We start from the raw sequence: 20015 nt of genomic DNA, 5'->3' as shown, positions 1-20015 counted from the left end.
CATGAATAAATATCTCCTTTCAATTCTCTGTTTTTTCTTCATCACTCAAAACCTGCTCTCTCAGTCATTTACAATGGAGCAAGTAGGAAAATTCACCTTTCCTTCTGAGTTAACTTCAGATCAATCCGGAACTCAACTCGCCTGGGCATTATATGAGCGGGGAAAGCGAAATATTTATTACGCCAAAGCACCGGAATTCAAGCCTGAAAAACTCACCTTCTTTGACAAAGATGATGGACAAGAAATCACCAGTTTGAGCTTTACACCCGATGGAGAATACTTGGTTTTTGTGCGAGGTGGTGATCATGGAGGAGGTAATGCTTCCTCTACGGTCAATGCCGAAAATCTTCCCAAACTCCCAAAAGTGGAAATCCATTCTATTGATCTGGCTTCAAGGATGATTGAGGAAATTACTGTAGGAGATAACATACATCTTGGACCGTCAAATACCATTTTATTCCTAAAAAATGGGCAAGTCTGGGAAACTACTACACATAATATAGAAGCTCCTAAGCAACTTTTTGAAATCAAGGGGAATGTCACTTCCATGGAATATTCTCCGGATGGAAAAAGCCTTGCTTTCACAGTCAATCGCGGGGGCCATCAATTAATTGGAATTTACCGGGATGAAAATACGCCTATCCAATTCATTGCTCCATCTTTTCATCGCTATTCCCAGCCAAAGTGGTCTCCCGACGGAAGCAAAATCGCTTTTATCAAAACTTTGGGAGGAAGTGGAGCCGCTTTTCCACTGTTAGAACCCAGACATGTACCATGGGAAATTTGGCATGCCGATGTTACAACTGGTGAAGCTGAAATGCTTTGGAAAGCACCAGAAACCTTGAGAGGTTCGTATCGCTATTTCTTTTTCTCCTATCCAAATGAAAAGGAACTGATTTTCGAATCCTATCATGATGGTTGGCAGCACCTCTACAGCTTGGATTTGCAAAGCAAAAAAGAAACGCTTCTTACACCCGGAGATTACATGGTTGAGCAAATCAAACTGAGTCCTGATGGGAAAAGGGTTCTCTTTTCCGCGAACTTTGGCAAGAGCGAATTGGATAGAGATCGCAGGCATATTGGTTGGGTAGATTTAGCTAGCAAAAAACTAAACTGGGAAACTTCAGGAGAAGGAATTGAGGCCTACCCTGTAGCCTTGAAGGATGGAAACTTAGCATTTTTCTCTGCTACAGCTCAAAGACCACATTTGGTCACCCTGAAAACCAAAGACCAAATCATTTTACTTCAGGAAGATCTAATTCCGAGTGATTTTCCTAAGAAATCTCTCGTTACTCCCAAGCAGGTCAAATTCCAAGCTTCCGACGGAACGACAGTCTATGGTCAGCTTTTCGAAAAGGAAGGAGGTCCTTCCCAAAAACCAGGAGTAATTTTTGTCCATGGTGGACCTCAGCGCCAAATGCTGCTCGGTTGGAGCTATATGGATTATTACACTAATACTTACGCTCTAAATCAATATTTGGCAGAGTTGGGATTTGTTGTCCTTTCTGTGAATTACAGATTGGGAATTGGCTATGGATATGAATTTCATAGACCCGCTTATGGCTATTACCAAGGGGCAGTTGAATATCAAGACATAAAGTCTGGAGGAGAATTTTTAGCAAGCCTGCCTCAGGTTGATGAAAATAAAATTGGTATTTACGGCGGAAGTTATGGTGGGTTTTTGACGGCCTTGGCACTAGCTCGAGATTCCGAATTATTCAAAGTTGGGGTAGATATACATGGAGTTCATGACCTCGATGGACGCTATGATTTGCCTGAAGGCTATGAAGTTGCGCCCGACTATAAAAAGGCTTTGGAGGTAGCCTGGAAGTCCTCTCCTATTGCTGATATTGAAACTTGGACAAGTCCGGTTTTATTTATCCATTCGGATGATGATCGGAATGTAAACGTATCCCAAACCACAGATTTGATTCGACGATTTGACGAATTAGGAAAACCTTACGAGGCAATTTTAATCCCAGGAGACACCCACCATTGGATGAAATGGCAAAACATGATTCAGGTTTCCAGCGCAACAGCTGATTTTCTAAAAAAACACCTAATTGACTGATCTATGGCCGAAAATAAAACACAACCAACTGATGCCTCGGTGGAAGATTTCCTCAATAAAGTGGAATCACCAAAAAAACGGGAAGATGCATTTCGCATCAAGCAAATTATGGAAGAAGTAACAGGGGAAAAAGCCGTGATGTGGGGACCTTCCATCGTGGGTTTCGGTCAATATCATTACAAATATGATTCTGGACGGGAAGGAGACTTTTTGATCGTTGGCTTTTCTCCTAGAAAAATTTCGCTATCAGTTTATCTTTTAGGTTGCATGGAAACTAGTTTTGATGAGCTTTTTGCCAAACTTGGAAAACATAAAACAGGGGCCTCCTGCCTTTATATCAATAAATTGGCTGATGTAAACGAAACTATTTTGAGAGAGTTGATCAAAAAATCCTATGACTACATGAAGGCCAAATACCCTACAAAATGAGGGTTCATATCCTAAATGGAGACGCCCTTTTTGAGCATTTTCCAAAAGAGATTACCGGTGAAAAAATCATCTTTAGGGAATGTCTACTAGACGGACCTGTAAATGGAAAATCAGAGGAAGAATTCTGGCAACTCCGAAAAGAATTTATACAATCTGATTTTGGACAGAATACAGATTATGATTCCTACAGCAAGGCTGAAATTTTAAAGATCAAGGAAATAACATCTCATACTGAGGTCTTTCTATGGTTTGAAGAAGATCTTTTTTGCCAAGTCAACTTGTGGAAAGCTATCGATTTGCTTTCGGCTGTCAAAGACGAAGCCTTCCTTGTGACTCCGGGTTCAGAACACCCTTATAGTTTTGCTGCATTGGATACTGAAGGTTTAATTGAAAGATTTCATTCACCTATTCAATTACAAAAGGAAGATTTTCATCTGTTCGCTGAATTATGGACTCATTTTCAAAAGGCCGAAGTTTTCGAAGCAATTCAACTAGCAGAAAAATTCAAGTTAAAATCCCCTTTCTTATTACCTGCTCTAGGAGCTTGGCGAAATATGGTTCCCCTTGGTGATTTCCCCGGCAAACCGGTCCAAACCTTGAAAGACATTCAGAAAGAATTCCAAACGGATGATTTTGGAATTATTTTCCGTGAATTCCAGAAACGACTGCCCATCTATGGGATGGGAGATTTGCAGGTTAAAAGACTTTGGGATGAAATCAATCTTTGGAATTGAAAGGTAAAATGCGGTCTTCATTTTTAACGTAGTGAGTTATAGGAAACCACATAGTCACATAGAATACATAGACAATATTCCAGGAAAAAAGCGCTTTGAATTCATTTAGCAGCTGATAAAGAATATCAAAAACTATGTTCCTTATGATGCTATGTGGCAAAAAACAATCTGATTTTCCGGAATTCTAAAAATAGGGAAATAAAACCTAGGCAAGCATCAATTAAATTTTACTCGAGGTTTTTGATCTTTCTTCAACAGATAAGGAAATGATTATCCCTAACCTAACCTCCTTGGATAATTGCAGGTTCAGTAAAACCTAACATCAGTTTTATTAACTTCATGCCATGCATTGGTTTACCGAATTTGATATTCCACCATCTCCTCTTCCTATCTCCCATCAGTCCAAAATCCTGAGCATGGGTTCCTGCTTTGCTCAAAGCATGGGTACAAAAATGGAAGCGCACAAATTCGACATTTCGATCAATCCATTTGGCACCATTTTTCACCCTATGGCTCTAGCCGACCTGCTGAAAATGGCTCTCGAAAAAGGCCCAATCGATGAAAACCTGATCGTGGAAAGGGAAGGAAATTATTTTCATTATTCGGCTCATTCGGATCTATTTGGAATCAGTAAGGAAGACCTTCTCCAGAAACTCAATAAGCAATTAGAAATTGCCAGAGAATCTTTATTAGAGGTTAGCCATCTGATTTTGACTTTTGGAACTGCTTGGATTTATGAATTGAAGAACTCCAGAAGAGTTGCCAATTGCCATAAACAACCGCAAAAAATTTTTCAAAAGCGACTGACTGAGTTGGAGGAAATGAAAGTTTCCTTGAAGGAAGTATTCAAAGAACTGACAAGCATTAACCCCAATCTAAATATAATCTTAACAGTCAGCCCGGTAAGGCATATCAAAGACGGTATTCCTGAAAATCAGCTTAGTAAAAGTTTGCTCCGGGTACTTTGTCATCAATTAGAGAAGGAATTCGATTCTTTCGCCTACTTTCCATCTTATGAAATCATGATGGATGAATTGCGGGATTATCGCTTCTACAAGGAAGATAGAATACATCCCACAGAAGAAGCAGAAAACTATATCTGGGAAAAATGGATGAAAACTTATTTCTCTTCAGAAACCCAACAAAAAGTAAATGAAATAGCTAAAGTTATGCGAGAATTGGCTCATCGCCCATTGAATCCCCATTCGGAATCTCATCGGAAATTTCTTCAAAACTTACTCGGCAAACTGGAACGATTAAATTCAGAATTCGATTTTTCAATTGAAATAGAAAGAGTCAAAAGCCAACTGAAAACTAGCTAAAAACCGGAAGGTCTTTTTCATTCTTTTCAACTTTACAACCTCATAACTATGCCTAACCGTCTTATCCATAGCCAAAGCCCCTACCTTTTACAACATGCCCACAATCCAGTTGATTGGTATCCTTGGGGACCAGAAGCTCTAAAAAAAGCAGAAGTCGAAAACAAGCCCATCTTGGTCTCTATCGGCTATTCCGCTTGCCATTGGTGTCATGTAATGGAACGTGAAAGCTTTGAGGATGAGGTTACGGCGGAGTTGATGAATGAGTATTTTGTCTGCATCAAAATCGATCGGGAAGAACGACCTGATTTGGATAATATTTACATGGACGCGGTGCAGGCCATGGGCTTGCAGGGTGGCTGGCCACTGAATGTCTTTTTAATGCCAAATCAAAAGCCTTTTTATGGGGGGACTTATTTCAGAAATGAACAATGGACACGTCTCCTCGCTAATATTGGCAACGCCTTTAAAAACCATGCTGATCAATTAGCTAAAAGTGCAGAAGGATTTGGACGATCATTGAATCGGTCCGAAATCGAGAAATATGGAATTGTAGCGAGTGATGAAGAAGCAAGCGCGGATGATTTAGTAGAAATCATCACCAAACTCAATTCCCAATTTGACAAAGAATGGGGAGGAATGAACCGTATTCCAAAATTCCCCATGCCGGTTATCTGGAATTTTGTGCTCGACTATGCCCAGCTCAGTCAACGAGAAGATTTAAAAGAAGCGGTCTATTTCACATTGAAAAAAATCGGAATGGGAGGAATTTATGACCATGTCCGAGGTGGATTTGCCCGCTACTCAGTGGATGGGGAATGGTTTGCTCCTCACTTTGAAAAAATGCTCTATGATAACGGGCAACTTCTGGAATTGTATTCCAAAGCCTATCAACTGAGTAAAGACGGCTTTTTTCTGGAAAAAATTGAAGAAACCATTCAATGGCTACAAGCAGAAATGCTTGATGAAAAAGGAGGATTTCACGCAGCTCAAGATGCAGATAGTGAAGGCGTTGAAGGAAAATTTTACACTTGGCGATATTCCGAATTGGAACAATTAGTTGGCGATGAGTTGCCTTGGTTGCGCAAACTTTACAACCTCAAAATTCACGGAAATTGGGAAGATGGAGTGAATATTTTGTTTCAGACCTCAGATTATGAATCTGTGGCCAGCGAATTCAATATGTCAAAAGATGAACTTTTGCAAAAGCTTGCTGAAGTAAAAGCCACTCTTTTAAAAGTTAGAAATGAGCGGATTTTCCCTGGTAAAGACGATAAAATTATAGCAGGCTGGAATGGATTAATGTCCTCAGGATTAATTCAAGCCTATTTGGCTACTGGAAATGAAAAAGCTATTGATTTAGCCTTAAACAATTTGGACTTCATCCGGGAACATATGATTATCGATGGGGTTTTGCATCGCACTTACAAAAACGGTTCGACCTATACCCCTGCTTTTTTGGAAGATTATGCGGCTGTTATCAAAGCATCCTTGACGGCTTTTGAAGTCAGTGGAAATATAACCTATCTAAAATTTGGAGAGGATTTAACGTCATTTTGCATGGATCACTTTTTTGATGAAAATGAAGGATTTTTCTTCTTCAATGATCCAAAGGCTGAAAAATTGATCGCGAATAAAAAGGAGCTTTTTGACAATGTCATTCCGGCTTCAAATTCCATTATGGCTCGAAATCTTCACAAACTTTCCTTACTCACTTATGAGGAAAAATATGCCGAGATATCGAGAGCCATGCTTAGCAAAATGAAAGATTTGATCCTCAAGGATCCTGGATTCTTGAGTAATTGGGCAAGCTTTTTATTGGAGCAAGTTGTCCCGACTGCGGAAATCGGAATTATTGGAATCGGTGCTAAAGAAAAGGCTTTGGAGTTGCTTCGAAAAGCTCCATCAAATCTGGTAGTAGCCTGGAATGAGGAAGTGACAGAAAATGCCCCAATTTTACAAGGGAAAACTCCCGATTCGACAGGAAATGCCTTAATTTATGTCTGCTTCGACCATGCATGCCGAAGACCGGTCTCGCAGGTTGAAGATGCCATTTCGCAATTACCCAAATTGAATTGATTCTGTGCTGAGCCTTTTTGAAGAAAAAGAATTACCTGAAAGCCAACCTGAATTTTCTTTTGCAGATGTGATTTTACCGGTGCCCATTCCCCGAATGTTCACCTATAAAATCCCAAGAAACCTGTATTCGGAAATTCAAATTGGGGCACGGGTAATTGTCCAGTTTGGCCGAAAAAAAATTCTTACCGGAATTATCGGAAAGGTCCACAACAAGCCTCCACAAGCTTATGAAGCAAAACCAATTTTGGAGGTATTGGACCATCAGCCTTCAGTCAACCCACTTCAAATTCGATTTTGGGCTTGGATGGCGGAGTATTACTGCTGTCACATTGGTGAAGTCATGCATGCCGCACTTCCCTCAGGGCTCCGATTATCAAGCGAATCACGAATTCAAGTCAACCCAAATTTTGATAAAGAAAATAGCCCTTATCCACTGGATGAGAGGGAAGAAAAGATTTTGGATGCCTTGGAAAATCAATCCGAGCTGAGCTATGATGACTGCGAGAAAGTGTTGGGGATCAAAACCATTCACCCCATTCTCAAAAGTTTGGTTACCAAAGAGGCGATTTTAATTTTTGAAAAGGTTCAGGAAAAATATTCTCCTAAAATTGAAACCAGAATCCGGCTTCGCTCTGATTTGGCTCACAACAAAGAAGCCCTTGAGGAGCTCTTCGCCCAACTTAGCGGAAAAGTAAAACAGGAGTCCATTCTACTAAAATACCTACGGGATGTCCCTGTTTTCCAAAAACCGGAATTGAACGAAAAAGGACTGGATAAAAGCACCTTATTGGAGGAAGGGGATTCTGAAAGTTCCTTGAAAACATTAATCAAAAATGGTGTGTTCGAGTCCTTCAAGGTTGTGGTCAATCGATTGGAAGAAATACAACCCGAGCGGACTGCCTCTGAACTTTCCCCTATACAACAAGAAGCTGTAGATTCCATCAAGTCTCAATTTGAGGAAAAGCAGACGGTCTTACTTCATGGAATTACGGGAAGTGGAAAAACTGAAATCTACATTCGGCTCATTCAGGAAGTTTTGGAAAGCGGCTCTCAGGTCTTGCTTTTACTTCCTGAAATAGCTTTGACTACTCAAATTGTAAGTCGGCTTCAGGAAGTATTTGGTTCGCAAATGGGCGTCTATCACTCCAAATACTCAGATAATGAACGTGTAGAAGTTTGGAATGGGGTTTTGAGTGGGCGATTCTCTTTTGTGGTGGGTGTGCGCTCATCCCTATTTCTACCTTTTGATTCGCTAGGGTTGATCATCGTGGATGAAGAACATGAATCCAGCTATAAGCAATTTGATCCAGCGCCACGGTTCCATGCCCGGGATGCTGCCATTATGCTGGGATATTTTCATCAGGCAAAAACTCTTTTAGGGTCCGCTACTCCTTCTTTTGAATCCTATTTTAATGCCCAACAAGGAAAATATGGACACGTTGAACTACATCAGCGCTTTGGAGATGCTCAGTTACCAGAGTTTTATTTGGCTGATTTAGGGGCTGATCGAAGGAAGAACTTACTCAAGGTAGATTCGACTAGGCTTTTGCGAGAGAAGATTCAGGAAGCGCTTGATAAAAATGAGCAAATTCTAATCTATCAAAACCGGAGAGGCTATTCTCCCTATGTTCAATGTGAAGATTGCGGTTGGACGGCAGAATGCGTACAATGTGACGTTAGCTTGACATACCATCAGTTTTCTGAGGAATTGCGATGTCATTATTGCGGCTACAAGGAAAAAGTGCCAACCTCTTGCCCTGCTTGCGGTAGCACCCAACTTTCTACCAAAGGAATGGGAACAGAGCGTATCGAGGAATCCTTGAGTTTGCTTTTCCCTGAAGCAAGATTAGGAAGAATGGATCTGGATACGACTAGAAATAAGTATGGGTACCAGCGGATTTTAGACGAGTTTGGCTCCGGTCAGATCGATATTTTGGTAGGGACTCAAATGATTACCAAAGGGCTGGATTTTGGAAGAGTGACAGTGGTTGGTATTTGGGATGGAGATCGGATTCTGAATTTCCCTGATTTCAGAGCTGGAGAGCGTGCTTTTCAGCAAATTACCCAAGTGGCAGGAAGAGCAGGAAGACGATCTGTAAAAGGCCAAGTCGTAATCCAAACCCGAAATCCAGAACAAGACATTTACGCCAAGGTCATAGCAGGAGATTATAAGAATTTTTTCCGGGTAGAAATGGCTGAAAGAAAGCAGTTCTATTATCCTCCCTTCGTCAAACTAATCAAAATCACCACGCGCCACGCTGATTTCAAAACTGCAGAAAAAGCTGCTATAGCCTTGCACCGGGAAATGGCTCAAATTGCTGTGAAAAAGATTGTTCTAGGACCCGAAAGAGCCTTGATTGGGCGAATCAAAAACCAATACCAATTTGAGAGTTTGATCAAACTAGACCGTTCCGGTGCCACCCAACAGGAATTTAAAAAAAGGCTAGCAGAAATCTTGGAAGAACTGCAGGCTCGTTCAGAGTTTCGATCCGTCCGGTGGATAATTGATGTGGATCCAAGTTGAGCCACAACTTATTGATTTTGAACTTTTTGCATGAATAGTTAATTATGCGTATAATTAGAGAAAAATACGCATGACATGAAGAAGCGCTTAAACATTACCATCGATGAAAAGCTACTTGAGAAAATCAAGCAGTATGCAGCCAAAGAGGAAACCAGCATTTCAAGTTTGGTAGAAGAGCATTTCGAAAAGCTAGTCAGCCGAAAAACCGGACTTCCTGAAGGAATGTCCCTCGTGGAGTATATGCGGTCGCTACCAAAATCCAAAATTGAGTTTCCTGAAGATTTTGATTGGAAGGAAGAATACTACAAAGCTAAAGCAAAGAAATTAGGCTATGAAGATCTTCTTTGATGTAAATGTGATTTTGGATTTTTTCTTGGAAAGAAGCCCAATCCAGCCCTTAATCAATCAACTTTTTGAAAAGTTAGAGGGCGGTCAAATCCAAGGGTTTATAAGTATCAGTGTAATTCAAACCTGTATCTATTATTTAGCACAGGCGAAAGATTACGAAACGACAAAAGGCATCGCTAGGGTTTGTTGCCAAATCTTTGATTTTCTTGATGGAGATAAATTGGATGTAATTAATGCCTTAGAATTAGATCATTTGGATATCGAAGACAGTATCCATTATTCCATTTGCAAATATCATCAAATCGAAGCCATAGTCACCTCTGACAAGGATTTCCTCAAATTATCCAATAATTACTTACCTGTACTGACTCCTGAGGAACTTTCACGTAAGCTTCCATCAGACTGAGATTGGATAAAATCCAAAACATCATCGTAGCCCTTTTTCCAAGTCCAGAAATACTGGGTAATCATCGGAATATGTTTGGTTTTAGAATAAAAGGAATAAGTTAAATCAGTTCCTTTTTCATCAGCTTCCTTTCGGAATCGCTCAACTGTCAAACGAATTCCAGGATAGGTTTTTTCTCCTTCCATCAGAAGCATAGGTATTTCATTTCCTTCCAAAAAATAAATAGGGGAATAAGCTTTCCAAACCTCCGGATTATCGGTAAATGCATCGTAATTGTCAGTTCCATTAGGTCGGTCACGCATTTGCTCTAAAAACCAATACCAATCCAAACCAGCCGGATCGTTCAAAATGGCTCCCTTCAATGGATTGGATAAATTCATCGCCTGCCATGATTCATTTTTTACTGCTGCCAATGCCGCTAAATGACCTCCTGCCGAATGTCCGGAAATGAAAATCTGATTGGGATCTCCTCCATATTCTGATATATTTTCCTCCACCCATTTCACAGCTAAAAGCACAGCCTGCTCCATTTTGTCGACATGGTATGCAGGTGCAAGTGGATAGTCAATAATGACGGTCACCACTTCTCTTCGAGCCATTCGATTTCCCAAAAAGTCGTAAATCTCCTTTCGACCTTTATTCCAACTTCCACCATGAATAAAAATCAAAACCGGTAGGTTATTGGCTTTTTTGGGAGAAAAAACATTCAACTCTTTTTGAGGTAAACCCCAAGAATTCTCGGACTCGATATAAGGAATCTCTTTATCCCGTACCACAGATCGAAATGCGCAGGATTCCAAAAAGAGAAGGAGGATCAATAAATAGTTTTTCATAATCACAGAATTGAAAAAATAACTTGGAGTCGGATTCTTTGTTTGGGGAAATTATTGTTGCTAAGTTGACAATTATCATAAAAAAACCAATCACATAGGTTTTTATTTGATCATTGATTCTTTCCAGAACATGAACTACAGAATCCATTTCATCTTGGGATTTTTTCTAGGCTTTGCTTTTTATTCCTGTAGCAATTCCGAAGAAACTGCCATCAGTCCCCAATTTCAGTCTATCACTGAATCAGTGTATGCATCAGGCAATATAAAAGCCGTCAATCAATATGAAGCCTATGCAATTGGAACAGGACCCATTCAGGAAATTTTCGTGAAGGAAGGCGATTTTGTAGATGAAGGAGATCCTATTTTGGCTGTATATAACGAACGGGAGCGGCTTTCCCGGGAAAATGCTGAACTGGCCCAAGCTTTTGCCGATTATCAAGAAAATCAATCCAAATTACGGGAACTTCAACTTGCCATAGACTTGGCAAAAAGCAAGCTTCAAAATGACTCGCTTCTTTACGCAAGACAACAGAAGCTTTGGGAGCAAAATATCGGAACAGAGGTCGAATTGGAACAGCGCAGACTAGCATTCGAAAACTCCAAGACCAATTACGAATCGGCGGTGATCCAATACGGAGACCTAAAGCGTCAAATCGAATACAATTCAAAATCCGCATCGAAAAGTCTTGCAATCAGCCGCGTTTTGGAAAGTGAATTTGTGGTAAAAAGTAAGATTCATGGAAAGGTCTATGCACTTCCCAAAGAGCAAGGCGAAATGGTGGGACCACAAACGGTCGTGGCCGTATTGGGTGATGAAAAAGACTTCATCATGGAGCTGTTGATTGATGAATATGACATTTCAAAAATAGCCTTGGACCAGCGTGTCATTATTCGAATGGATAGTTACGTCGATCAGACTTTTGAAGGAAAGGTCACGAAAATCTATCCGTTGATGGATACGCAGTCCAAAAGCTTCACGGTGGAAGCTGTATTCACCAAATCTCCCCCTGTCCTTTACCCCAACTTGAGCTTGGAAGCAAACATCATCACAGCTCAAGTTGAAAATGCGTTGGTAATTCCGAGGAACTACCTCTTGAATGATGAAAAAGTGATTTTGGAAGAGGGCGACACCATTGCTGTAAAGGTGGGATTGAAAAATTTTGAATTCGCCCAAATCCTGGAAGGATTGAGCCAAGACCAACAATTGATCAAACCGTGAACCCAAGGATGAAGAAAAGCTGGAATATATCTAATCATGGTTTGAGCCTATTGACCATTAAAAAGCAAATCCCATAAAGATGAAATGGTCTTTGATTTTTGAGTTGTCCAAAGCCCTCATGCTAGCCCGGTTCAAGCAAACGGCAGTTGCAGCTACTGGGGTGATGTTCAGTATTACCATGTTTGTGACTTTGCTGGGATTTATGAATGGATTGAACTCTATGTTGGATGGGTTGGTCCTAAATAGAACACCTCATATCCGCTTTTACAACGAAATCAAGCCAAATCCCAATCAACCGGTTGACATTACCGACGAATTCCAAAACACCTGGAATATTATCCGATCAATCAAGCCCAGCACCAGTCGTCTAGCGATTTATAATTCAGAACAAATCATCCAAAATTTAGAGAATGACTCCAGGGTTTTGGGTGTAAGCCCAAAAGTTTCTGCGCAGGTATTTTTCAATGTTGGCACGATTGATTTGACAGGAATTGTAAGCGGGATAGATGTGGAAAAAGAAGCGCAGCTTTTTGCCTTTACTGATTATGTCACGGCGGGTAATTATGAAGAATTGAATCAGACCAATACCATTATTTTGGGGAAAGGCCTTGCCGACCGAATGCTGACAGGGATAGGTGACGTGATTCAAATTACCACAGCACAAGGAAATAAGATGCAGGTAAGGGTCGTCGGTTATTATCAGTCAGGGCTAGGCGATTATGATAACAGTAATAGCTTTGCTTCCATTGGTACGGTACAAAAAATGCTTGGCGAACCGCCTTCCTATGTAACGGATATTCAGGTTAAGCTTCACAATTTGGACTTGGCTCCTTCCATGGCTCGGGAACTTGAAAAGATTTACAATATTGATGCAGATGATATCCAAACTGTAAATGCCCAATTTGAAACCGGTACCAATATCCGAACATTAATCAGCTATGCGGTTGGGATTACCCTCTTGGTTGTTTCCGGCTTTGGAATCTACAACATCCTCAATATGATGATTTATGAAAAACTGGATACCATCGCCATTTTAAAGGCAATTGGATTTAACGGTTCGGACGTAAATCGGATTTTCATTACCATTGCTCTTTCGATAGGCGTGATTGGTGGTGGAATAGGATTGGTATTTGGGTATTTTGCCTGCTTGGGAATAGATCAGATTCCTTTTGAGACAGAAGCTTTGCCCACCATCAAGACATTCCCGGTGGACTATAATCCCAAGTACTATTTTATAGGAGCAAGCTTCAGTTTAATTACAACCTATTTGGCGGGATTTTTCCCTGCCAGAAAAGCAAGTGGTGTGGATCCAGTAGACATTATTCGAGGAAAATGAAAAATCATCATCCAACGGCATTACAAGCAGAAGGGATTGATAAATTTTTCTTCAACCCCACCAAAACTCAGGTTCTCAAAAAGATAAGTTTTGAGGTGAAACAGGGGGAATTTGTCTCGGTAGTAGGAAAATCCGGGTGTGGTAAATCTACCCTTCTCTATATTCTCTCAACCATGGATACCGATTATCAAGGCAAGCTCCATCTAGACGGAGAATTAATTACTGGCAAGCCTAGAAATTACCTTGCACATCTCCGAAACGAAAAAATCGGCTTTGTCTTCCAGTTTCATTACCTCTTGAATGAATTTTCGGTACTGGAAAACATCATGATTCCAGGCCTAAAATTGGGAAAATATTCTAGAGAGGAATTGGAATATCGAGCGATGGAAAAACTTCGGATTTTTGAAATGGAAGAGCATGCGCTGAAAAAGGCCAATCAACTTTCAGGAGGTCAAAAACAGCGGGTAGCCATCGCCCGAGCCTTGATCAATGACCCTTTGCTGATCATGGGAGATGAGCCTACGGGAAATTTGGATAAGAAAAACTCTGATATTGTCTTCAATAAGTTTAAGGAGCTCGCCCAAGAATTCAAGCAAACCATGCTTGTGGTAACCCACGATCAAGAATTTGCTGAGGGAACTGATCGGATTATTGAAATGGAGGATGGGAGAGTGATTAGGCAGTAGGCAGTTTTCAGTAGGCAGTTTTTTTGGGTCAAAGCCTAAAAAACGTTGACCATTGCACACTGCTTACTGTTTAATGAATTCTGCTTACTGTTTACTGAACCCTGCCTACTTTACCGCCGGTTCCTGCTGACTCAGACAATGGAAAGAACCGAGTCCCCAAATGATATCTGTGGAGTCAATTCCGATTACTTTTCTTCCTTTGAAGCAATCAGCAAGGATGTCCAGGGCCTTTTGGTCGTTTTTATCTCTGAATGTTGGAACTACTACCACTTCATTACCAATATAAAAATTGGCATAAGAAGCCGGAAGTCGCTGATCTTCCCAGATTACCGGAGAAGGCATGGGAAGCTCCACAATGTTGAGTTGCTTGCCGTTTTCAAGGCGCATTTTTTTGAGAAATTCCAGATTTTCGGCAAGGATTTCGTGGTTTTCGTCAGACTTATTTTCCTCCACCACAGTCACCACAGTATCTTCATTCACAAAGCGGGTAATGTCATCAATATGCCCATCCGTATCGTCTCCAATAATCCCATCCGCTAACCATAAAATATTTTGAACTCCATAGTAATCACAGAGGTATTTCTCAATCTGAGATTGATTGAGATGTGGATTTCGGTTTTTATTGAGCAAGCAAGCGGTCGAGGTCAGTAGCGTACCTTTTCCATTGAACTCAACTGAGCCTCCTTCCATAATAATCCCAGGCTTGAAATAAGGAATCCCCAAATATTCAGCAATGCGGATCGGAATCTGATTATCCAGATCATAAGGAGGATATTTATCACCCCAAGCATTATAATTCCACTTGACAATAACCTTTTTCTGCTCGGCTTTTGGATTGATCAAAAAGGCAGGGCCATGATCTCTACACCAAGCATCATTGGTAGGAAATTGATGAAAACTTACATTTTTTAAATTGGCTCCAGCTGCTTCCAAATGCTTGGTAGCAAAGTCTTTCATCTCCTCGCTTCCTACATTAATATTGACTTTTTGAGCATTAGCCACTGCTTTTACAAATTGGGAATAGGGAGCAAAAATCTTTTCGATTTTTCCAGGCCATGACTCCTCCTTATGCGGCCAACTCAACCACATGGAATCTTGTGGAGCAAATTCAGCAGGAAAATAATAACCCAGTTCAGCAGGGGTTACTTCCCCACTTTTTGCCAATTCAAATAAATCTTCCATCAATTAGTCTTCGTCAAGGAAACGCTTGGTGATAGGATCGTAGGAATCAATTCTTCGATCTCGTAGAAAAGGCCAGTGAGTTCTATAACGATCCGAACCTGTCAAATCCAATTCTTCAACGTGAACTTCTTCTTCAAGATGTGGGGCTTTGTAAACCACTCTCCCGAATGGATTGGCCACAAAAGACCCTCCCCAAAACTGCATTTCACCTTCCACACCGGTACGGTTTACGGAAACTACTGGTATCCCATTGGCTACTGCATGAGATCTTTGGATAGTCTGCCAAGCTCCATATTGTTCCTCGTTGGTCAATTCGTCTTGATCCTTATGCCAGCCGATGGCCGTAGGATACACCAAAAAGTCCGCACCTTTCAAAGCCGTAATTCTTGCTGCTTCCGGATACCACTGATCCCAGCAAATCAACACACCTATTTTTCCGAACTTTGTTGGGAACACTTTATATCCTAAATCGCCTGGGGTGAAATAAAACTTCTCATAATACCCAGGATCATCCGGAATATGCATTTTTCGGTACTTGCCCAAATAGCTTCCATCTGCATCCAAAACAGCTGTGGTATTGTGATATAAACCCTCAGCTCGTTTTTCAAAAAGGGAAGCTACGATTACCACTCCCAACTCTTTAGCCAAAGCGCCTAAAGTATCTGTAGAAGGACCAGGAATGGCTTCCGCTAATTTGAAGTTTTCATAATCCTCCACATCGCAGAAATAGAGGGATCTAAAAAGTTCCTGCAAAACTACCACCTGTGCCCCTTTTTGAGCAGCAGTACGGATACCTGCAATAGTTTTCTCCATGTTTTCGGCCACATTCCCAGAGCAACTGAGTTGGACCATACCTACTTTGACGGTTTTATTTGCCACGGCTTAAACGTTAGAATGAAGGAACAAAGATACCGTGGATGGTGGGGATTGACAAATAGGGATTGAAGAATGGAAATAATTTAAGCCAGATAGGAATTTCAACTGTTGACTGGACTGAATTCTCTTTTGTAGTTTTGGGTCCAAAACCGACTATCACCCCATTTATGACTTTGCTTTTCCTTTTCTCTTTTTTGACATTTCTAGAATCCACTTTCTCTTTCCCCTTTTCTCAGGAAGAAAAAATCCCGGTAATCATCGATGCAGACACTGCCAATGAGGTGGATGATCTTTTTGCCTTAGCAAGGGCTTTAGCGGATGAGAAATTGGATATCAAAGCGGTTACTTCAGCCCAATTCCATATTTCTCCATTAGCGAGTGATTCTACAGTAAAAGAAAGTCAAGAAATCAATGAACGCTTAGTGGAGCTAGCAAAGCGACAAGAAATTCCGCTCCCCATAGGTTCAAACGTACCCTTAAAATCAGCCTCCGAACCTCAGCGATCTCCTGCATCCGATTTTATTATTGAGCAGGCTCTCAAAATGGAAGGAGATGAGAAGTTGAATCTGGTTATTCTTGGAAGCTGTACCAACGTGGCTTCGGCCATCCTTCAAGAACCCAGTATCATTCCGAAAATCAAGGTTCATTACTTGGGTATCTGGCATGATCCAGAAACCAACAACTTCAATAAGAAGGAATTCAATTCTGGGAACGATACCCTAGCGGTCAATGTACTTTTTGATACGCCTGATTTGGACTTGACCATTATGTCTGCCACAACCAGTCAGCATTTGGTTTTTGAAAAGGAAAAGGTTGATCAGCAGCTTAGAGGGAAATCCGAATTGGGAGATTATTTGATCAATCGATGGGAAAGATACACCCGTTGGTGGACAAAGGAAGATCCCGGGAAAGAGCGTTGGACTATGTGGGATGTAGCCATTGTAGAAGCCTTAATCCACCCGGAATGGAGCAACGTGGAAGAATTCTGGACTCCTGAGGAGAATACCAGAAGAATAGTAAAAATTCATACCAGGATTAATACTGATAAAATGGAGAAGGATTTTTGGGAATCCTTTGAGCGGGCTTTTCACTGAATTTCATCCGGAACTTCTTCAACCGAAGGCCCCAACTTCCCTTTAGCAGCATTTTTCAAATCATGGGAGGAATAAAATTTCCCGCCTTTTACAACGGTGTGAACGCTTCGTGTTCGATTGATATCTTCGATAGGATTTCCGCGGATGATCATCATATCAGCCCATTTTCCGGGGCTTATTCTTCCTGCTTTATCTGCAATTCCTAAGGCTTCTGCATTTTGCTGGGTAGCTAAATAGATGACTTCGCCCGGAGGAATCCCGATCTCAACCATGGCAGCCAATTCTCGATGAATAAAAAAGCCACCAATCCCTCCGCCTAGATAATTATCCAATAATAAGGGCCTGTCAGTACCAACCGTAATCAAACCACCTGCCTCGTAATACCGCTTCAAAGTTCCCTGCTTGACAGGATAGATCAAGGCGCAAAGTTCGCTGAATGCAGAGGGAGTGTTTTTTGATTTGATGATGTCCTTGGTGAAATCTGTGAAATATTCATTTTCAATGGCAAAATCAAAAAAGATAGGGGAATCAATCATTCCGATCGCACCATAAGTAGCCAACGTTGCATCGAAATATACCCCCTTATCAATATAAAGCTGAATAATTTCATCCAGTAAAGGGTCTGCTGGATCTAGATTTTTCAAGCTTTGATACGCATCAATGGAATCAGCAAGCAATCTCCCTCCCAGAAAATGCTCTACCCGGTCGATTCCCATTTGGATAGCTTCCTGAGGATTGACCGAATTTCTGTAACCTGAATTCAAATGGCCGGTCACAGTTAAATCATTCTTATGCGCCTGATCAATCAGAACTTTCAATTGTTCACTTGTAATTCCCTTGGCTTTGAAACCATAAGCTCCCCTTTTCGCCCAATAATCCACACGTTGACGTATTTCAGAATCGGAAATTTCAGGATTCCAATCCGGAGCAGCCGTTCCAAAATAGGGCCCTGAGTGAAGAATCCTCGGTCCTGGAATTTGGCCAGCATCAATTTTTTTCTGCAAATCCCACATTTTCTCTGGCTCAATTTCTCCAGCTGGAAAAGTACTTGTCACCCCGTTGGCCAGAAAAATCTTCGGCATAGCAACCGTATCATCGTAAGCCTTCCCATCAAAACTTACCCGATAGTGAGCATGCAGATCAATCAAACCTGGAAGAATATAATCATCATCCGATAGCTTTTTTACGTCCCAGTTCATCACCTTTTCACTTCCTGTTCCAAACTTCCCATTGACCAAATAGATGGCCGAATTCTTTTTGAAGCTTTTTGTATCGGTATCATATACCCAACCTCCGGTAATGATTTGATATTGGGAAAAAGCCGGGATTCCTACCAGTAAAAGCAAAAGTGAGAGAAGTATATTTTTTACCATAAGAGAAAAGATAAAAATGAGTTGATTTCTCTTCAATATACACTTTTATAAAATTGAAATTGAATTAGTAATCCGTTGACTTTCAAAGCAATTTTCAACCAAGAAAAAAAAACCAACCTGATTCTCCCCTGATAAGAAACTGTTTTAATGAGCTTGGCCAACGATCTTAAACATACACTTAGACCTCTAAAACCCGGGCTTTGTATTATTTCTCTAGGTTTTCAAATTCCATTTTTCTATTTTCACAAATTGACACAATAGAACCCTTTTAACATGAAGAAACAACTTCTATCCGCATTTTTCTTCCTGTCGTTCAGTCTTTTAGGCTTTTCACAGGAAGCTTTATTTGGAGGACAGCAGATTATATCTCCTGAAGTCCATGAGAACAACACCGTCACTTTTCGACTAATGGCACCCGATGCCGAAAAAGTCGAGATCACCGGAGATTTTTTACCTACTGTAAAAATGAAAACTCCGATGGGTGAAATGGACGGCCCAGGCAAAGTTGAAATGACCAAAAACGAGCAAGGAGTCTGGACTTATATTTCCGAGGTGCTGAATCCGGAATTGTATAATTACTCCTTCATCATTGATGGCTTCAGAACCACTGATCCAAACAATCCATTTTTGATTCGGGATGTGGCTTCAAGCACGAATATCTTCATCATTGGAGGAGGTCAAGCCGAACTCTACAAAACCAATGATATTCCTCACGGTACTATTGCAAGGCGCTGGTATGATTCTCCTGGCTTGGGAATGGATCGTAGAATTACCATTTACACCCCACCGGGCTACGAAACTTCCAATGAAAAATATCCTGTTTTATACTTATTACATGGAGCAGGGGGAGATGAAGAAGCTTGGATTTCGCTAGGTCGTACAGCACAGATTATGGATAATCTAATCGCAGAAGGGAAGGCGAAGCCAATGATCGTGGGAATGCCGAACGGAAATGTGATCCAAGATGGTGCTCCGGGAGAAGGAAGCATGGGCTTCTACAAACCTCAATTTATGGTTCCAAAAACCATGGACGGAACCTACGAAGGAGCTTTCGAGGATATTATCAAATTTGTAGAAGGCAACTATCGTGTAAAAGCTGATAAGGCTGATCGTGCTATTGCTGGACTTTCTATGGGTGGCTTCCATACTTTGCATATTTCCCGTTACTATCCGAACACATTTGACTATGTCGGATTATTTTCTGCAGCAATAATGCCTCGTGAAGATGCAACGGGTAAGGTTTACAGCAATTTTGACGAAACCCTAAAAAAGCAAATGGATAATGGCTACAAGCTTTATTGGATAGCAATTGGAAAAACAGACTTCTTGTACGATGCCAATAAAGAATACAGAGCTAGACTCGATGCCATGGGAATGCCTTATGAATATGTAGAAAGTGAAGGCGGACACACTTGGAGAAACTGGAGAGTTTATCTAAGCCAATTCGCTCCAAGGCTTTTTCAATAGCACAAAAAAACCTTCAGTCAGACTGAAGGTTTTTTTCGT

17 protein-coding genes are annotated in these 20015 nt (G+C 41.0%); 13 read left to right on the top strand and 4 right to left on the bottom strand.

Features of this window, described 5'->3' with window-relative positions:
• Position 1 precedes the first annotated feature (1 nt).
• The 8 genes from E4S40_RS00380 (at position 2) to E4S40_RS00345 (ending at position 9910) form a co-directional block, all read left to right on the top strand.
• Positions 2-2071: a S9 family peptidase gene (locus E4S40_RS00380; protein WP_135069187.1), complete on the top strand. Its 2070-nt coding sequence runs from the start codon at positions 2-4 to the stop codon at positions 2069-2071.
• A 3-nt stretch (positions 2072-2074) separates the two neighbouring features.
• Positions 2075-2500, top strand: coding sequence for a DUF1801 domain-containing protein (locus tag E4S40_RS00375; protein ID WP_135069184.1), 426 nt, complete (start codon positions 2075-2077; stop codon positions 2498-2500).
• Positions 2497-3234 (top strand): DUF1835 domain-containing protein, encoded by a 738-nt coding sequence (locus tag E4S40_RS00370; RefSeq protein ID WP_135069181.1) that lies wholly within the window; start codon positions 2497-2499, stop codon positions 3232-3234. Before E4S40_RS00375 ends, E4S40_RS00370 begins: the two co-directional genes overlap by 4 nt.
• A gap of 344 nt (positions 3235-3578) precedes the next feature.
• Positions 3579-4556 carry a GSCFA domain-containing protein gene (locus tag E4S40_RS00365; RefSeq protein ID WP_135069179.1) on the top strand — a complete coding sequence of 326 codons (978 nt, stop codon included), beginning with the start codon at positions 3579-3581 and terminating at the stop codon, positions 4554-4556.
• A 48-nt stretch (positions 4557-4604) separates the two neighbouring features.
• Positions 4605-6632 (top strand): thioredoxin domain-containing protein, encoded by a 2028-nt coding sequence (locus E4S40_RS00360; RefSeq protein WP_135069176.1) that lies wholly within the window; start codon positions 4605-4607, stop codon positions 6630-6632.
• A gap of 4 nt (positions 6633-6636) precedes the next feature.
• Complete coding sequence (priA, locus tag E4S40_RS00355; RefSeq protein ID WP_262710578.1) at positions 6637-9156, top strand: replication restart helicase PriA; 2520 nt, start codon at positions 6637-6639, stop codon at positions 9154-9156.
• Between the two features lie 75 nt (positions 9157-9231).
• Positions 9232-9504, top strand: a complete 273-nt coding sequence (locus tag E4S40_RS00350) for a DUF6364 family protein (RefSeq protein ID WP_135069173.1) — start codon at positions 9232-9234, stop codon at positions 9502-9504.
• Entirely contained in the window at positions 9488-9910 is a 423-nt protein-coding gene (locus E4S40_RS00345) for a type II toxin-antitoxin system VapC family toxin (protein ID WP_135069170.1), read from the top strand. Before E4S40_RS00350 ends, E4S40_RS00345 begins: the two co-directional genes overlap by 17 nt.
• Here E4S40_RS00345 and E4S40_RS00340 read toward each other — a convergent pair.
• On the bottom strand, positions 9856-10743 hold the full coding sequence (locus tag E4S40_RS00340) for an alpha/beta hydrolase (RefSeq protein ID WP_135069167.1): 888 nt from the start codon (positions 10741-10743) through the stop codon (positions 9856-9858). The genes E4S40_RS00345 and E4S40_RS00340 overlap by 55 nt on opposite strands.
• A 130-nt stretch (positions 10744-10873) precedes the next feature.
• Between E4S40_RS00340 and E4S40_RS00335 the strand changes: the two genes are divergently transcribed.
• The 3 genes from E4S40_RS00335 to E4S40_RS00325 all read left to right on the top strand — a co-directional run bounded on the left by E4S40_RS00335 (position 10874) and on the right by E4S40_RS00325 (position 13984).
• Complete coding sequence (locus E4S40_RS00335; RefSeq protein ID WP_135069164.1) at positions 10874-11962, top strand: efflux RND transporter periplasmic adaptor subunit; 1089 nt, start codon at positions 10874-10876, stop codon at positions 11960-11962.
• 79 nt (positions 11963-12041) lie between these two features.
• Complete coding sequence (locus E4S40_RS00330; protein ID WP_135069161.1) at positions 12042-13298, top strand: ABC transporter permease; 1257 nt, start codon at positions 12042-12044, stop codon at positions 13296-13298.
• The gene (locus E4S40_RS00325; RefSeq protein WP_135069158.1) at positions 13295-13984 is read left to right on the top strand and encodes an ABC transporter ATP-binding protein; all 690 of its coding nucleotides are present in this window, start codon (positions 13295-13297) and stop codon (positions 13982-13984) included. The genes E4S40_RS00330 and E4S40_RS00325 overlap by 4 nt, the downstream gene beginning before the upstream one ends.
• Positions 13985-14089: 105 nt before the next feature.
• Here the strand turns inward: E4S40_RS00325 and E4S40_RS00320 are convergent, their stop codons facing one another.
• Together E4S40_RS00320 and E4S40_RS00315 are read right to left on the bottom strand one after the other, a co-directional pair.
• A complete protein-coding gene (locus tag E4S40_RS00320; protein ID WP_135069156.1) occupies positions 14090-15166 on the bottom strand; it encodes an agmatine deiminase family protein in 1077 nt (358 codons plus the stop codon).
• A gap of 3 nt (positions 15167-15169) precedes the next feature.
• Complete coding sequence (locus E4S40_RS00315) at positions 15170-16018, bottom strand: carbon-nitrogen hydrolase (RefSeq protein WP_135071454.1); 849 nt, start codon at positions 16016-16018, stop codon at positions 15170-15172.
• Positions 16019-16107: 89 nt separating this feature from the next.
• Here E4S40_RS00315 and E4S40_RS00310 point away from each other — a divergent pair, with 89 nt between their 5' ends.
• Positions 16108-17136 carry a nucleoside hydrolase gene (locus tag E4S40_RS00310; RefSeq protein WP_135069153.1) on the top strand — a complete coding sequence of 343 codons (1029 nt, stop codon included), beginning with the start codon at positions 16108-16110 and terminating at the stop codon, positions 17134-17136.
• On the opposite strand, the gene E4S40_RS00305 is transcribed toward E4S40_RS00310, so the two are convergent.
• Complete coding sequence (locus tag E4S40_RS00305; RefSeq protein WP_135069150.1) at positions 17130-18509, bottom strand: amidohydrolase family protein; 1380 nt, start codon at positions 18507-18509, stop codon at positions 17130-17132. The two genes, E4S40_RS00310 and E4S40_RS00305, sit on opposite strands and share 7 nt — an antisense overlap.
• A gap of 273 nt (positions 18510-18782) precedes the next feature.
• Between E4S40_RS00305 and E4S40_RS00300 the strand changes: the two genes are divergently transcribed.
• A complete protein-coding gene (locus E4S40_RS00300; protein ID WP_135069148.1) occupies positions 18783-19976 on the top strand; it encodes an esterase in 1194 nt (397 codons plus the stop codon).
• Positions 19977-20015: the final 39 nt, after the last annotated feature.

Source organism: Algoriphagus kandeliae, assembly GCF_004571135.1.
Taxonomy (GTDB): domain Bacteria; phylum Bacteroidota; class Bacteroidia; order Cytophagales; family Cyclobacteriaceae; genus Algoriphagus; species Algoriphagus kandeliae.
The sequence above is the reverse complement of the archived record's forward strand: the minus strand, read 5'-3'. Positions and strand labels throughout refer to the sequence as shown.

Excerpts from the sequence above, each read along its gene's own strand:
- E4S40_RS00380 (WP_135069187.1), top strand. The coding sequence starts at position 2 with ATGAATAAATATCTCCTTTCAATTCTCTGTTTTTTCTTCATCACTCAA.
- E4S40_RS00375 (WP_135069184.1), top strand. The coding sequence starts at position 2,075 with ATGGCCGAAAATAAAACACAACCAACTGATGCCTCGGTGGAAGATTTC.
- E4S40_RS00370 (WP_135069181.1), top strand. The coding sequence starts at position 2,497 with ATGAGGGTTCATATCCTAAATGGAGACGCCCTTTTTGAGCATTTTCCA.
- E4S40_RS00365 (WP_135069179.1), top strand. The coding sequence starts at position 3,579 with ATGCATTGGTTTACCGAATTTGATATTCCACCATCTCCTCTTCCTATC.
- E4S40_RS00360 (WP_135069176.1), top strand. The coding sequence starts at position 4,605 with ATGCCTAACCGTCTTATCCATAGCCAAAGCCCCTACCTTTTACAACAT.
- E4S40_RS00350 (WP_135069173.1), top strand. The coding sequence starts at position 9,232 with ATGAAGAAGCGCTTAAACATTACCATCGATGAAAAGCTACTTGAGAAA.
- E4S40_RS00345 (WP_135069170.1), top strand. The coding sequence starts at position 9,488 with ATGAAGATCTTCTTTGATGTAAATGTGATTTTGGATTTTTTCTTGGAA.
- E4S40_RS00340 (WP_135069167.1), bottom strand. The coding sequence starts at position 10,743 with ATGAAAAACTATTTATTGATCCTCCTTCTCTTTTTGGAATCCTGCGCA.
- E4S40_RS00335 (WP_135069164.1), top strand. The coding sequence starts at position 10,874 with ATGAACTACAGAATCCATTTCATCTTGGGATTTTTTCTAGGCTTTGCT.
- E4S40_RS00330 (WP_135069161.1), top strand. The coding sequence starts at position 12,042 with ATGAAATGGTCTTTGATTTTTGAGTTGTCCAAAGCCCTCATGCTAGCC.
- E4S40_RS00325 (WP_135069158.1), top strand. The coding sequence starts at position 13,295 with ATGAAAAATCATCATCCAACGGCATTACAAGCAGAAGGGATTGATAAA.
- E4S40_RS00320 (WP_135069156.1), bottom strand. The coding sequence starts at position 15,166 with ATGGAAGATTTATTTGAATTGGCAAAAAGTGGGGAAGTAACCCCTGCT.
- E4S40_RS00315 (WP_135071454.1), bottom strand. The coding sequence starts at position 16,018 with ATGGTCCAACTCAGTTGCTCTGGGAATGTGGCCGAAAACATGGAGAAA.
- E4S40_RS00305 (WP_135069150.1), bottom strand. The coding sequence starts at position 18,509 with ATGGTAAAAAATATACTTCTCTCACTTTTGCTTTTACTGGTAGGAATC.
- E4S40_RS00300 (WP_135069148.1), top strand. The coding sequence starts at position 18,783 with ATGAAGAAACAACTTCTATCCGCATTTTTCTTCCTGTCGTTCAGTCTT.